We start from the raw sequence: 16062 nt of genomic DNA, 5'->3' as shown, positions 1-16062 counted from the left end.
TATGAACAAGCGCAATCAGCTGAATATACGGGTCAGCGATGAGTTTATGGAAGAGATAGAAAGGTTTTGCGCTGATAAGAGCATAAGCAAGAGCGAATTTATGCGACGGTGTGTGGAAGAAGGCATACGTCATGAAGGATATAATCAGATAAATGTCGATATGCTGGAGTTTATGAGGGATAAGGACAGTATATATATGCTGACCAAGAGGATGGATAAGTTCAGACGGCGGGTTATGTATATACATGTATATTAATTCTTTAGCCAGGCATCGGAAACGGTGCCTTTTTATTATGATTTTGCTGCCAAGCTCAATGGCCGATATACTGTCAAATCGCGTGGCTTACAACAGCTTGGCTCCGTTTACAAAACGCTTACCTCTCATACTCTTTCGAGAACCTCCGAGATCTCCCGGGTACATTAAATATACCTCGTAAGCTCGCCACGCTCTTGGGCCCCGGTCGAACCTCCGCATCCTTGCCGTTTCGTTTGCGGATTGCTGCCTGCTGCCTAGGAGACAGCATCGGCTTCGACACAATTTTCTAACGGGGCTGTATCGCTTCACGCTTTCGCATTGCGGCTCGCTTGCTCCCATGCCTACGCTTAAACCTAGCCTCGCGGCTTCGGCTCCAAGGCTTGGTACCGGCTGTTGGCCAGACTTTGCCGGGCTCGGTGTTTCGCCGGGCTATATACCTAGCGCCGAACCGGCGCACACCCCAATAAATAAAAGTAATAGTAATAATCCAATTTAATTATTGGGCGATTTTGAAAAAGTCAAGATAGAAAGCTGACGTAAATAGGGGATGATAGATAAAAATACGAAGAAAATTTTTAATCAAGTTTAAATGATGAAGGACAAGGAGCAGCTGCAGGTAATAATTAACTGGAAGCAAAAGTGGATATATATGGAGAATGTTGGAGGTGAGACGATAGACAGTCAAGCCTTTAACATAGATTTCAAGGGCTTTTGGAGTTTCCGAAAGTACTCTTACACCTTTATGGAGGTTTATATAAAATTTGGGATCGTCTCTCATGCTCCTAAGGATTTGCATAAAATAATCAAAGAAATTACCAAATAGGGTTTCCATACAACGTTTTTTTTACATAGCTGAAAAGTCTTGAGATCCGCTAGAAATAGCGGATCCAATACATCATATTTTCTTACAACTGTCGAAGATGGGAATATATCACTTATTTTGTTTTTTGCAATAGGCTTTTTGCCGGCATGTTATTATTCTATGATATTGTCATAGTAAAATTATTCTGCGATAATGTCATTATGAGGAGAGAGGAACAGTATTGTATGACAGAGAGCGAAATGCAAAAACTTGTTGTTATTAATAAAGTCATCGATGGGACGTTAACCGCAAGTGAAGCTGCGCAGGTTTTAGACCTCAGTGTTCGTCAAATATTTAGACTTAAGAAGGGGGTTAAAGAACAAGGTGCGTCTTTTTGATACGAATTTCTCTCATTTTAGAGATTTGCTTGAGGATGATAAGGGTATTATTCTTAGTAATTCCTCGGTTTATAGAATCCTTGATAATGCCGGTATTCAAAGCCCTAGAAAGCATAGACGCCCTCGTAAGATTCATGCTAGAAGGGAACGTATGCCTCAGGCTGGCATGTTGGTGCAAATCGATTGCACCTCTTTTGAATGGATTCCTTCTGTAGGTAATATGGCTCTCCACGGTGCCATAGACGATGCCACCGGTCAGGTCCTCGCGCTCTATTTTACTGAAAACGAGTGTATGAATGGCTATTTTGAGCTCATGCGTACCATCATTGGCCAATATGGTATCCCTATATCTCTATATGCCGATAAGCATACTATATTTGCTTCTCCTAATAAGGGTAAAATCTCTATCGAGGAGCAGCTTGAGGGTAAAGTGGTAAATGAAACCCAGTTCCAAATGGCTATGAGTACATTGGGTATATCTATCATTAATGCCAGGTCCCCTCAGGCTAAGGGCCGCGTAGAGAGGCTATGGAATACTTTGCAGGATAGGCTCAGGGCAGAATTGAGGATTTATGGCATTGATTCTATGGAAAAGGCCAATGAGTTTTTGCCTAAGTTCCTGGAGAGATATAATAAAAGGTTCGCCATAGAGCCTCAAGATCCCGAGCCTGCTTTTAGAGAATCACCGCCGGATATCGACTTAGATAATATACTTTGTGTTAAGTTATCTAGAAAAGTTGATAATGGCGGCGTATTTTCTCTACACAGCCAATATTATCAAGTTGTATGTGATGATGGCAAAACCGTTGCACCTATCGTTCCTAGAGCTAAGATAACGGTTCTTACCAGCCCCAGGATAGGTATACGGGTGCAGTATGGCAATAATATATATGCTGTGAAAAAGCTCGATGAACCGCCTAAGAAAGCTCAGAAAGCTAATAAGGCAAGTTCATCGAGCACAGCTAAGCCTTATAAGCCTTCTCCCACTCATCCTTGGAAACAAGGTTGGCAGAAGGCGCCATCATATTGGTATGAGGAATCAGACAGAGAGATTTTAGAGGCTCTGTATAATTCCTCACGCGCCTGGCGTTAGCCAGTATTAAGGCTTACAGCCTAATTATATAATAGCTGCGAAATGAACGTGCGTCAAGGGCAAGCGGAGCTTGTTTATTTTACCTTTGACGCACGAGAATGGAGCAGCTAGAATTTAGCAAAGCAGTAAGCCTTAAGATAGTATTATCTTTTTTACTCGTCTGATGGCAATATATGTTGTTGTATCATATTAATGTAAGTTGCTAAAGTTATATAACCAGCTTACTGTAATATAATCTATATTTAATGTTCCAATTATAGTGAATCTATGACCCGCTATGAAATTTTCGTTGAATAAATATCAGTCATTTACTATGACATTTTCGCTGACTATTGACATAGGCTTTTTGCCGGCAACAAAAAAGCAGCACAGTTATATAACGAGCTGTGCTGCTTTAAAGCTAAGAAATATGAACTCTTTTGTGCTCAATCTTCTTCTTCGTCTCTTCGCTGTCCTCACGAAAATATTTTATCAGCTGCGAGTGAGACATATATAAACATCGTCCCTTCATTAAATGTGCTCTTCACAATTACCCGCTTACCGTTATACTTATACTCGTACGGTCTTATCTTCCATCGGTAATATTTTTTCTAGGATAGCATTTCTTTTTTATCGTTTATGACTATAGAAGCAACCAAAGCAATCGGGAACAAGAAAAAGCTAAATATATACCATTTTGCAAAATTCCTACCTTTTTCATAAGCTCTAACAGCAGGGTAAGTCGAGAACAAGCCCAGCAGCATAAAAGCAAGAGTTCCCAATAATCCCACGGCTGTATAAAAATTCGGTCCTATAATCATCTACACATAACCTCCTTAACAGTTTACAGTAGTTCACCATATCTTCTTCTATACATCGTCTTCATAAATGTTGCCAGCAACATATAACATAGGATCATAGCCAGCAACCATGAGAAATAGATAGCAGGCATTGCCGCCATTCCCAGAACCCTTCCAAACGGCGTGTAAGGCGTGACGGTACCGACAGCAATGGCCGCAGAGGTGGATAATAATACTGGTATCGATGCGCGGCTCTGAATAAACGGGATTCTTGGCGTACGAATCATATGGATGACGAGCGTCTGTGACCATAAACTCTCTACAAACCAGCCGCTGTTAAATAAGCTTATAAACGATGCGCTATTTATTCCTTTTGAACCGTAAGCACCGCCTGTGATAACAGGACAAATAACAAAAAACATGATGATATAGGTAGTAATATCAAACACCGAACTCGTGGGCCCAAGCCATATCATGAAACTTCCTATAGAGGAAGCATCCCATTTGCGCGGTATCTTAAGATAATCCTCATCCATGTTATCCCACGGAATAGCGATGCAGGAGATGTCGTAAATCAAATTAAGAAAAAGGATCTGAATCGGCTGCATCGGCAGAAATGGGAGAAAGGCACTTGCAGTCACTACTGAAAACATATTGCCAAAATTGGAGCTCGTGGTCATCTTGATATACTTTATGATATTACCAAAGGTACGACGTCCTTCTATAACGCCTTGCTCGAGCACCGTTAGGTCTTTCTCAAGCAAAATTATATCGGCAGAATCCTTGGCGACATCTACCGCCGTATCGACTGATATGGCGACATCAGCTTCATGCATAGCAGCCGCATCATTTATGCCATCTCCCATGAATCCCACAATATGGCCGTTGCTGCGCAGGGTTCTGACAATCCTAGCTTTTTGCTGCGGAGTGAGCTTGGCGAAAAGATTCGTTTTTTCTACAACCACAGCAAGCTTTTCGTCATTCATCTCTTCAATTTCAGAGCCTAGCAACATGTTATCGACTTTAAGCCCCACTTGCCTGCATATACATTTTGCCACTGCATCGCTATCTCCTGTCAGTACCTTTACGGCTACGCCATAGTCATTTAGGGCCATGATAGCTGCTGCTGCGGTATCTTTCGGAGGATCAAGGAAAGCTAGGTAACCTATAAGCACCATATCGGATTCATCTTTTACAGAAAAGACACCTTCTACAGGCGGATTATTTTTCTGCGCGACGGCTAAAACTCGCATCCCTTGGTTACTGAGCTCAGCTACGGTACTGATGATCTCCTTGCGTATGTCATCGCTCAATTCAACGACTGTACCATTGTATTCGGTATAGGTACAAATCGAGAGCATCTCTTCCACTGCACCTTTTGTGATAAGCTGGGTTTTGCCATCCTGATCGCGTATGACAACGCTCATCCTTCGTCTGTTAAAATCAAATGGGATTTCATCTACCTTGGTATACTTTTCCCGCAGAGAACGATAGGGCTCGGTTTTCGCATGATTGATTATAGCGACGTCCATGAGATTTTTAAGCCCCGTCTGATAATAGCTATTCAAAAATGCATGACGCAGTATTCTCTCATCCTCATTGCCATGTATATCAAGGTAGCGTTCCAAGACGATGTGATCTTGTGTAATCGTGCCAGTCTTGTCAGTACATAGGACATCCATGGCACCGAAATTCTGTATGGAGTTCAGATGTTTGACGATGGTTTTTTTATTTGCCATCGCGACTGCACCTTTTGCAAGATTTGTAGTGACGATCATGGGTAACATCTCAGGCGTAAGGCCGACTGCGACAGATAAAGCAAACAAAAACGCCTGAAACCAATCACCCTTGGTAAAACCGTTTATAAAAAATACAACGGGCACCATGCACATCATAAAGCGAATCAGAACCCAACTTACCGAATTAATGCCCTTTTCAAAACTCGTTGTAACCTGGTTATCTGAAATAGCCTTGGCCATTGAACCGAAGCAGGTAAAATCACCCGTTGCCAAAACAATGCAAACGGCAGAACCGCTGACGACGTTGCTACCCATAAAGGCGAGATTTGGCAGATCCAGTGGATTTTTGGTTTCTTGAGCGATGGCATAGCTAAATTTTTCAACCGGCTCGCTTTCACCGGTCAAAGACGATTGACTGACAAACAGGTCCTTACAGGAAATAATGCGTACATCTGCCGGGACCATATCGCCTGCCGTCAAAAAGATAATATCGCCGGGTACTATATCCGCGCTGGGCACTTCTTTTCTACCTTCCTCGCCGCGGGTTACAGTAACGGTTGTGGTAACCATTGTTTTAAGCTTCTCAGCTGAATTATTGGAACGGGTCTCCTGAATGAAGCGAAGCAGGGCGCTGATTATCACCATTGTACAGATTATAATTACAGTTGATGGATCCTTTTCGCCCGGAGCAACTATTACAACATCCGTGAAAAACGAGATAGCGGTAAGAACAAAAAGCACGACGGTGAATGGGTTTATGAAGGCGTCTATAAGCCTCTTATAAACCGACTCCGGCTTCTCACGGGAAATTTCATTCTTCCCATATTTATCTCTGAGCTCAGCGGCAGTTTCTTCGTTATATCCGTTGAGCGTGGTATTGTACTCTTTCAGCAGTTCATCTGTTTCCATCCTGCTTGCACGGATCAGTTTTTCTGCCACCGGCGATACAGCGCTGGAAACAGTTTGAATAATTTTCCTTTTCATAGTCTTAACCTCCAATTTTTAGTTTTTTTATACTGCATACAATTACTGCTGTTCAGTAAGGAAGCAAAGACATGAAACACATGACATAAGCGCTTATTGATATTAAATTGATGAGAAAGACAAGCTAAGAAAATCGAACCGATTTTCTATATGACTGCTTTCTCCGCTACTTAGTCCGTCAGGTTCCATGCCGCTACTACTCTCATCGCTCATCTTTCTCACCTTGTTTCCATTTTAAAATATCTATGTGAAACCCTAAGAGGGTTTGTTTTAACAATAAAAAATCTCTGTCAAAGCTTAAACGCTTGGCAGAGAATATACAAACTCCACTCATGAATAACATACCTTTAAGGTATACTTGCGTTCAAGCTTTGGCTTCATAGGGCAATGGACTTGCATTAGGCCATGCCTTGGTTTCGACATGGTCTGTTTAACCTTCTCATAGTGTCTCCACTATTTCGCGGCAGCAACCCGTATCCCTACGGTAACCTCACCTACCGTCATTATTCAACAGATTTTAATACTCTTATCCTTTTGCTTCTGGCGTATTTCTTAACAATTTCCCACCACATTGTCGATACCGCAGCTATAGCGATTGCCCCAACCAAATATGGCAAAGGCAATGGATTCGTGCTTACGATATTATTTAAAGTGGGTATATAGAGGATTGCCAAAAGGCCCAAAACAATCCCCGCATTGATATAACCGATGACTTTATCTCTCAACTTAAACATATCTTTAAATATGCTGTCTATGTTGGACCTATTAACGTATACCAGCAATAAATTCGCAAATATGAGTATCGTTAATGAGAAGCTTCTGGCCATATTCTGCGTAATGCCACTTCGCATCATATACATATACGGAATGAACAATGCGGCAAAAATGGTTGTACCTTGCAATAAAGCTTTTGTTAGCCACTTTGTCGTGATCAACGGTTCGGATTTTGGCCTAGGCTTTCTGTTCATTATGTCAGGTTCCTCCGGCTGGCGCTCGAATACTATAGAGCACGTAGGGTCTATAATCAGCTCCAATAATACCACATGTGTAGGAAGCAAAAGCAGCGGTAAGTGCAATAGCGGCGTCAGCACAGCGGTTAAGGCTATGGGTATATGAACGCACAATATATACTCGAAAGCCTTCTTGATATTATCGTATATCCTGCGGCCATTCCTTATAGAATCCACGATTGTCGTAAAATTATCATCCAGCAAAATCATATCGGCGGCTTCTTTTGCAACGCCTGTGCCGCGTTTACCCATAGCAATGCCTATATCGGCATACTTTAACGCCGGCGCGTCGTTGACGCCGTCTCCCGTCATCGCTACCACTTCACCGATATCCTTGAAAGCCTTTACTATGCGCATTTTATGCCTTGGTATTACGCGGGCAAAGATATTCGTATTTACTATCCTGTTTTTTAATTCTTCATCGGTCATTTCTTCCAATTCTTGCCCCGTAATTACATTTTCATAATTTTGTATGCCGATTTCTTTAGCTATGGATTGAGCGGTAATACCATTATCACCTGTAATCATTATAACCCTTATCCCCGCCTTGTTGCAAACATCTATGGCATCCGGCACAACCTCTCGCGGCGGATCGGCCAAACCTATCAATCCCAAGAGCCTCATCTGATTTTCATCAAGGCCTTTGGGGATATCATTCATATCGTCGTTTATTGCCACGGCTATAACCCTGTAACCTTTTGAAGCCATTTCGATTTGGCGGTTTTCTACGGTTTTCATGTCTTCATCATTTAAATGGCATAACGGTATTATTGATTCGGGTGAACCTTTCGCGGCGAGTGTAGGCTTACCATCCAATTCCCATACATGCCCCATCATTTTTGATTCGGAACTGAACGGATACTCGAAGATGAGTTTATGCGAAAATGCATCTTTTATATTCATACCGTTTTTTATTCCGCACTCTATGATGGCTTTTTCCATGGGGTCATAGGATTCCTCTTCGCAGGCTAAAACAGCCCATTCTATGACGCTTACGCCTTTCTCGTCAGTTTTATCATAAAAATCATAAATATCCCTGACTTCCATCTGGTTTTTTGTAAGAGTACCGGTTTTGTCAACACACAAAACAGATATGGCGCCAAGGGTTTCTATAGCAGGTATTCTCCTTACCAAAGCATTTCGTTTAGCCAGCCGCCATGCGCCCATAGCAAGGAAAACAGTCAGAACCACTGGAAATTCCTCCGGTATCATGGCCATCGTTACCGTAATAGCTGAGAGCAGCCCGTCTATGAAACTCTTTTGATGTACGAATGTAACGGCGAATACTAATATAAATAAGCCGATACTTACATAAAGGCTCGCTTTTATCAGTTGCTTCGTCTGCATTTCCAGCGGCGTGGATTGTTCAGGCGCGGCGTTTATGTCGGCACCTATTTTGCCATACTCCGTCTGTAAGCCTATAGCCGTGACCCGCACGATTGCTGAGCCGTTTATCACGGTTGTCCCGGCATAGCAATAATTTTTCTTCCAATATTCTTTTTCATCCGCAGCATCTGTTTCTGCATTCTTCCAGCTTATTTGGGATTCACCCGTTAGGGTGGATTCATCCATGCCAAGGTCATGCATTTCAATGATTTGGCCATCCGCGGACACAATGTCTCCTTCTTTGAGAAGCATTATGTCGCCGACAGTTAATTCATTGCTATCTATGGTTACTAGCTCGTTATTCCTAACGACGGTTATTTTGGGCGACGACAAATCCTTTAGGGCGTCTAAAGTCTTATCTGTCCGCCATTCTTGGAAAAAGCTTATGCCTGTCACCACCGCGACAAAAAACATCATTATAATACCGTCTCTGTATTCTCCCAGAAAGAAATAAATGAACGCCGTGCCAAAAAGCAGTGCCAGCATCGGCTCCTTAAATACGGATAAAATGCGTGAAAGCAATGTTTTCTTCTTTTTAGGTACCAACTCATTCTTCCCGTATTTTAACTGCAAATCCATAACTTCATCGTCAGTGAGTCCGGTGTAATCTCCTTCAAAACCGTTTATCTTTGCCATTATTATCCTCCAGCCTGAATTATTCTATTGATATCAATTGATAGCAAAAGCATTACGATATATTATATGCTTATGCTTTAGAAAATGCAATATATAGCGCAAAAAAATTAAGCTATCGCAGAATTGTTATCAATTATCGTTATTAATTGATAACAAAACACATATACATTTGATATTCTTTAGTAACTGAAGAGCTTATTTAGATTACCATTGGGACAATGACATCTAAATTCATAAGATGAATCCAAACTGCATGATGTAAATGAAGTGATATGAAGTCGAAGAATGCCTTGAAGGCGACCTTGCGTCGCTACAGGCTTGACATATATATCGAGCCTGTAGCAGGCGTAGGCTTTTTATCCTTGCCAAAAAGTGAGGGAGGTAGATTATTGCATAAAATGGAGTCAATCTATTGGAGTTATGTATAAATATTATAATATTAGACTATTTATTGTAAATTCTATTATCGAAAATAACACAACCACAAACCAATCCCCATATCCCAGAGCATATGTCTTAAAGATAGCGGATAAAAATGGTATATAGATCACTGCTATAGTCAGTACTAAAGAGGCTAAATTGGCCAATATGAGATATGGGTTGCTGAAGAAACCTACTTCAAATATATTGCTTGTTTCCGATTTGCTTTCAAAAGAGTAGATGAGTTCGGCGATGACCAAGGTGATGAAAGCCACTGTTCTAGCCTTTGCAATATTTCCACCTGAAGTATATAGCATGACCATAAAAGCAGCTAAAGAGCTGGCTCCGATCAAAAAACCCGATAGGGCGATACTGGTGCCCAATCCTCTGGAGAAAATGCCTTCATCTCCTTTGCGGGGAGGCCTGTTCATAATGCCTTTATCCGGCGGTTCTACACCCAGCGCTAAAGCGGGCAATCCATCAGTTACCAGGTTTACCCATAATATTTGGATAGGAACCAATGGTATGGGCATACCCCAGAATGCCGCCGCGGCCATCATTAAGATTTCTCCTAAATTACAGGATAGAAGATAACGTATAAATTTTCTGATATTATCATATATTATGCGGCCTTCCTCGATAGCGTTGACTATGGTAGAAAAGTTATCATCCAATAATACCATTTCAGAAGCTTCTTTGGCTACATCGGTTCCGCTTTTGCCCATAGCTATGCCTATATTGGCCTCTTTTAGAGCCGGAGCGTCGTTTACGCCATCGCCGGTCATGGCTACGATATTACGCCTGCTTTTATAGGCGCGCACGATCTTGAGTTTGTGTTTTGGCGTTACCCTTGCGAAGACCGTTATATCAGAAACTTTATTTTCTAAATCCTTATCGGACATCTCTTCTATTTGATCGCCTGTGAGGACATTATTCTCTTTGGCGTTCATGCCCAATTCCCTGGCTATTGCCATAGCGGTGTTTTTGTGATCGCCGGTAATGATCACGGGTTTGATCCCAGCACCATAACAGTTTTTTATAGATTTGATAGCCTCAGCCTTCGGAGGATCGATCATGCCTTCTAGACCGACGAATATAAGGTTCTCTTCTATCGCCGGGCTTAGCTTACTTTTGGGCGAAAAATCTATTTTTTTATAGGCAAAGGCTAATACCCTCAGAGCTTGGCCGGCCAGCCTGTCGTTTATATTCAACAAGGTTCTCTTTTGAGTGCCGGTCAGCATTGAAACGCCGCTAGCGTCTAACTTTTGCGCGCAAATATTTATGATTTTGTCCGGCGCGCCTTTTACTAAGAGGTAGTAGCCATTCCTTTCCTTGTATATCACGCTCATTCGTTTTCTATCCGAGTCAAAAGGGATCTCGGCTATACGCGCAAAATGGCCTGCGGTTTTTTGGTCTATTCCGGCTTTTTTAGATGCGATCAAAACAGCCGCGTCGGTCGGGTCGCCGGAAATCTCGCCGTTTTTATATTCGGCGTTGTTGCACAGCGCGCCTATCATGAGTAATGTCTGAAGAGGCGTATAGTTGTTGGGGTTTATAGGACCTTTATCGGTTAAAAAGCCTCCCTTGATGTCATAGCCGCTGCCTGTGACATCGATCATAGTATCACCCGCGAATATCTTCTTTACGGTCATTTTGTTTTCTGTAAGCGTGCCAGTTTTATCTGAGCATATTACATTTATGCTTCCCAATGTTTCTACCGCCGATAACTTGCGTATTAAGACGTTGCGCTTTAACATCCGCTGAACGCCTATGGCTAAAGAGACCGTCACTATAGCCGGTAAACCCTCCGGTATGGCTGCTACGGCCAGGCTTACGCCGAACAGGAACATATTGTATACAGGTTCTCCGTGGTATATACCGGCGACGGTAATCAATGCGCATACGCCAAGGCATATTAATACGAGTTCACGGCCTATCCGGTCCAAACGTTTTTGAAGGGGGGTGGGTTCTTTATCGACGTTTTGCAGTAAATCAGCTATGCCGCCCATCTCGGTCTGCATACCTGTTTTAAGAACGATGGCTTTGCCCCTGCCCATAGTCAGAGTCGTGCCCATAAAGAGCTTATGTTCTTTTGTAATGGTTTCTGCTATTTGATTTGTTTTGATAGGTATTTTTTCTACGGGTACAGATTCGCCGGTTAATATGGACTCATCGGCCTGTACATTGACAGCTTCAATTAAGGCGCAGTCGGCCGGGACCCTACTGCCGGTTTCTAATATGATTATATCTCCGGGTACTACTTCTCTGGCCGGGATATTTTTTACTGAGCTATCCCTCAGCACTGAAGCATGAGGGGCGGATAGGTCGGTTAACGCCTCCATGGATTTCTCAGCCCGGTATTCCTGAATAAATCCTAAAAAGGCATTCATGACGATGATTATAACTATTGTGACTGCATCGGCTATTTCGCCGAGAAAGTAGGAGATCAATGTGGCTGCCAGCAGGACCATTGTGATGAAGTCCTTAAATTGGTCTAAAAATAATGACAGCACTGATATTTTTTTCGTTTTTGTTAACTCATTGGGACCGTATCTTTTTAACCGCTGTTCCGCTTCTTTTTGCGATAGGCCATTGAAAAGCCTTATCTGCAGGTCGTTATTCGAAAAAATCCTTTCTTCTCTTATCATAAGCATGCTCCTTTCGTGGACTAGCATATATAGATTTATATGAAGATAAACCAACGAATATAACCTGAATATAATAGGAGTTTTGTGCTGATATCCTTTTGACCTCGCCCTAGATGCGATAAGGTAGGGGGTCTTTGATTGTAACACTATATAATCATTATAAATATAATGTGAATATGATTATGTTGTTGGAGGAATACAGATGCATTTGTTATCTTCATTGCTATTTGCTTTTTCTGTAACTATCGATAGCTTCGTCGTAGGAGTGGCATATGGGATAAAGAAAATAAGAATTTCTTTGCTTAGTAATTTCTTAATTGCTTTAATATCGAGTTTCGGAACGTTTCTGGCCATGTCCGTAGGCTTGTTGATAGCGGCGCTCATGCCTTCAGCTATAGGCAATGCGTTAGGCGGTATTATACTTATTGTGATAGGCTTACTTTCCATATTGGATTATTTCAAAAAAAGGTGCGAGAAACGAAAAGAAGATATAGATGACGCCGCTGATTTGATAGGTTGTACAGACATTTTAGACAATCCGGAAAAAGCGGATGCTGATAGTTCGGGTGATATTGATACAAAAGAAGCTGTAACCTTGGCTTTTGCGTTAACTATAAATAACTTAATCGTTGGTATAGGGGCAAGTATAAGTGCTCTCAATATTATTTTTACTACATTTTGCACATTTGTTCTTAGCATAGTGATGATTGCGTTCGGAGGCCTAATTGGTAGACATTATTTAACCAAGGCTCTTGGCGAATATGCATTGCTTGTGTCAGGAATAATAATTATTGCTTTAGGCTTGTATGAGATATTTATATGAATTATATGCTTTTCGGCTTCTTTTACCATGCTCAATCGATTCATAACTTTTCGAACTTTGTACCATCTTTTATTGTCTTTATTTATATAGAGCAATAACAGATGCGTGTGTGAAGATGAGTGACAGATACAGAATAACCGGTAAGAAATCGTAACGGCGATAATCGGAATATTCCGATGCTATAGATTCAGAAACAAGAGCTATAATAAACGAAAGGATATCTACTCGCTCCACTCGAACAGGCTAACGGCCGCAATTCGCATCCGTGTTCAGGCGGCCTGCCTCCGACATCCATGCCTTCGGCCACGCCTGTTCAACGTTGCGCTCGCAGAGCGTACAGCAAAACGTTCTAAGACCGGCTTCAGGCTATTTGCTTACGCGGCTGGTCGGGCGTCCATGCCTGACCTACGCTTGCTCTACGCTGCACTCATTGAGTACGCCTACGCAATATTTCAAGGCGTTCTCAGGCTTTATATCATTTGCATCGCTTAATGTCAGCAGTTCTAATCACATATTACGAATCGCAAATCCAGCTTATTATAGCTTGCATATAAGCAAAGCCGGATATATAATAATATTAACCAAAAGAGGAAAGGCAGGCGATTGCAACATGATCCCGCTTAGAGATACCATCCCCAGCAAACATACACCGATAATGACATGGACTATAATAATAATAAACGCCATAGTATTTCTATACCAATCCTCATTGCCAGACAGGCAGGCTCTGGCCATTGTATATCAATATGCCTTTATTCCTGCGCGTTTGGCTGAATCCTTAAACAACCCCGCAGCATATATACCATTATTCACAAGCATGTTCATGCATGGCAATTGGATGCATATAATAAGCAACATGTGGTCTCTGTGGTTATTCGGCGATAATGTAGAGGATAAAATGGGAGCCATGCGATTTCTTATATTTTACATATTATGCGGCTTAATAGCCGGTTTGGCTCATTTCCTCTCTGGCCCCAATTCTACCGTGCCTACGCTTGGCGCATCAGGAGCTATAGCCGGGGTAATGGGAGCATATTTTGTGCTGTTCCCTCACTCAAGGATCATCACCTTGATACCTTTCATAATACCGTTTTTTATATATGTTCCATCCGCTGTATTCTTTGGGACGACGAATATTGGCCATGGTAATTTTATATTTCAAAAGGAGGTATAGAGTATGTTCTTTGATTTACTGTTTCTATTCATAGTAATCTCGGCTTTACAGCCAGTAATGAAACAAAAGATGTTGGAAGCTTCCAGGCAAAGATTAATATATGACATAGAAAAAAAGCATAACTCTAGAGTCATAGCTATGATACATCGCCAGGAAACCATGAGTATACTGGGCTTTCCAGTAATGCGCTACATAGACATAGACGACTCCGAAAGGGTTATACGGGCTATACAGATGACCGATCCGGATTTGCCGATAGACCTCATATTGCATACTCCCGGCGGGGTGGCTTTAGCCGCTGTTCAAATAGCCCGTGCTCTCAAGAAGCATCCCGGTAAAACAACCGTATATGTACCCCATTATGCCATGTCAGGCGGCACGCTTATTGCCCTGGCTGCTGATGAAATAATAATGGGCGAGCAATCGGTATTGGGGCCAGTCGACCCGCAGATAGGGCAATATCCGGCGCCATCCATCATCAATGTGCTGAAACAAAAACCGCTATCGGCCATCGATGACCAGACCCTCATACTTGCCAATATAGCAGAAAAAGCCATAAATCAGTTAGAAGGCAGTATAATAGACATTCTGCCTGATCAATACTCCAAGGATGATAAGCAACGTATAGCCAAAATATTGACACAGGGCAATTGGACGCATGACTTTCCTATCACAGTTGACGTTGCTAAAAGCCTTGGGCTAAATGTAAATACCAATATGCCAAAGGAAATATACCAGCTCATGAATCTGTATCCGCAGCCGGTACGCCAGACACCTACTGTGGAGTATCTGCCCGGTTATCGCGGCGAACGAGAAAATACTGAAAAATAATTTCAGGCATCATAAAGCTGAACCCCAGCAATTTTTGATTGCTGGGGTTCAGCTTTAAAACCAGCTTTGGATATGTGCTGAGATGTCAATACCCCATCTCAGTCACTTGCAGGGCACACTTTTAACTCATATTAGTATTGCTCGTTCAACTTGCTTATCAGCATGTTCATCATATCTTCGGTGAACATACCGCCGGAAAATGCCACCAACGCCCTCAGAGGTGTATACTTCATCATATCATCGGACGGCTCATTTCCTTCTCCCATAGGTATATTAAACTGCGCAGCAAGTTGTTTTATTACCTCAGCCCCGTGCGGGTCTGCCATTATATCCCCCAATAATGAATTTCTATGATAGTATTTCTTTACAGGCACCGTAGAATTTACCTTTACAGTTTCCTTGAGAACTATATCCTTTGAAGATTTACCTATTAATATCTCGAAATCGCCGCTTTCCACGTGCCAGTCCTTTATATCGGTATTATAATAGGCAAATGCCCTTTTATCCAGCATAAATTCGACTTCTTTTTCTTCTCCGGGCTCAAGCTCTACCTTGTAAAAACCCTTTAGCTCTTTTACAGGCCTTATAACGCTGCTCTCTGCGTCTTGCACATATAGTTGAATTATCTCTTTGCCTGCCACTTCCCCGACATTCTTTACCTTCACTTTTACCGTAATCGTCTCGGTATCATTGACCTCTTTTTTATCGACCGACATATCATTATATTCAAAGCTTGTGTAGCTCAACCCATATCCGAATGGGAAAAGCGGCTCTATCTGCTTAACATCATAATACCTGTAACCGACAAACAACCCTTCTCTATACTCTACCCTGTCGCCTTCTCCCGGAAAGTTCAAATACGAAGGATTATGGCATAATTTTTGCGGGAAGGTTTCGGCCAATTTGCCACACGGATTGGCATAACCGAACAGTATATCCGCTATAGCCCCCCCAAAGGCCTGCCCTCCCAGATAAGCCTCTATCAAGCCCTTTACATTGCTTAACCACGGCATCTCCACAGGTGCACCGTTGCTCAATACAACAATGGTATTGGCCTGCACCTCCGATACGATCTCTATAAGT

General features: G+C 42.2%; 11 protein-coding genes and 1 riboswitch. Of the genes, 6 read left to right on the top strand and 5 right to left on the bottom strand.

Going from position 1 to position 16062, the window contains the following annotated elements:
* Position 1: 1 nt before the first annotated feature.
* The 3 genes from JG770_RS08815 to JG770_RS08805 all read left to right on the top strand — a co-directional run bounded on the left by JG770_RS08815 (position 2) and on the right by JG770_RS08805 (position 2549).
* Positions 2-256: a ribbon-helix-helix protein, CopG family gene (locus JG770_RS08815; protein ID WP_291957914.1), complete on the top strand. Its 255-nt coding sequence runs from the start codon at positions 2-4 to the stop codon at positions 254-256.
* 1047 nt (positions 257-1303) lie between these two features.
* Positions 1304-1456: a hypothetical protein gene (locus tag JG770_RS08810; protein WP_291957912.1), complete on the top strand. Its 153-nt coding sequence runs from the start codon at positions 1304-1306 to the stop codon at positions 1454-1456.
* Positions 1398-2549 (top strand): ISNCY family transposase, encoded by a 1152-nt coding sequence (locus JG770_RS08805; protein WP_363320983.1) that lies wholly within the window; start codon positions 1398-1400, stop codon positions 2547-2549. The genes JG770_RS08810 and JG770_RS08805 overlap by 59 nt, the downstream gene beginning before the upstream one ends.
* A gap of 590 nt (positions 2550-3139) precedes the next feature.
* On the opposite strand, the gene JG770_RS08800 is transcribed toward JG770_RS08805, so the two are convergent.
* The 4 genes from JG770_RS08800 to JG770_RS08785 all read right to left on the bottom strand — a co-directional run bounded on the left by JG770_RS08800 (position 3140) and on the right by JG770_RS08785 (position 12151).
* On the bottom strand, positions 3140-3349 hold the full coding sequence (locus JG770_RS08800) for a hypothetical protein (protein ID WP_291957906.1): 210 nt from the start codon (positions 3347-3349) through the stop codon (positions 3140-3142).
* Between the two features lie 23 nt (positions 3350-3372).
* Positions 3373-6051 (bottom strand): magnesium-translocating P-type ATPase, encoded by a 2679-nt coding sequence (gene mgtA / locus JG770_RS08795; RefSeq protein ID WP_291957903.1) that lies wholly within the window; start codon positions 6049-6051, stop codon positions 3373-3375.
* Positions 6052-6399: 348 nt separating this feature from the next.
* Positions 6400-6560: riboswitch (M-box (ykoK) riboswitch) on the bottom strand.
* Complete coding sequence (locus JG770_RS08790) at positions 6555-9083, bottom strand: cation-translocating P-type ATPase (protein WP_291957901.1); 2529 nt, start codon at positions 9081-9083, stop codon at positions 6555-6557. It overlaps the preceding riboswitch by 6 nt.
* Before the next feature lie 431 nt (positions 9084-9514).
* Positions 9515-12151, bottom strand: coding sequence for a cation-translocating P-type ATPase (locus tag JG770_RS08785; RefSeq protein ID WP_291957898.1), 2637 nt, complete (start codon positions 12149-12151; stop codon positions 9515-9517).
* Between the two features lie 202 nt (positions 12152-12353).
* Between JG770_RS08785 and ytaF the strand changes: the two genes are divergently transcribed.
* The 3 genes from ytaF to JG770_RS08770 all read left to right on the top strand — a co-directional run bounded on the left by ytaF (position 12354) and on the right by JG770_RS08770 (position 14979).
* Entirely contained in the window at positions 12354-12974 is a 621-nt protein-coding gene (gene ytaF, locus JG770_RS08780; RefSeq protein ID WP_291957895.1) for a sporulation membrane protein YtaF, read from the top strand.
* Between the two features lie 610 nt (positions 12975-13584).
* Positions 13585-14148: a rhomboid family intramembrane serine protease gene (locus JG770_RS08775; protein ID WP_291957892.1), complete on the top strand. Its 564-nt coding sequence runs from the start codon at positions 13585-13587 to the stop codon at positions 14146-14148.
* A 3-nt stretch (positions 14149-14151) separates the two neighbouring features.
* Positions 14152-14979 carry an ATP-dependent Clp protease proteolytic subunit gene (locus tag JG770_RS08770; protein ID WP_291957889.1) on the top strand — a complete coding sequence of 276 codons (828 nt, stop codon included), beginning with the start codon at positions 14152-14154 and terminating at the stop codon, positions 14977-14979.
* A gap of 131 nt (positions 14980-15110) precedes the next feature.
* On the opposite strand, the gene JG770_RS08765 is transcribed toward JG770_RS08770, so the two are convergent.
* The coding region (locus JG770_RS08765; RefSeq protein ID WP_291957886.1) for a fibronectin type III-like domain-contianing protein at positions 15111-16062 on the bottom strand (952 nt) is incomplete at its 5' end.

Source organism: Mahella sp., from assembly GCF_020054945.1.
Lineage (GTDB): Bacteria > Bacillota > Clostridia > Mahellales > Mahellaceae > Mahella.
Note: the sequence above shows the minus strand (reverse complement) of the source record. Positions and strands in the feature narration are given on the sequence as shown.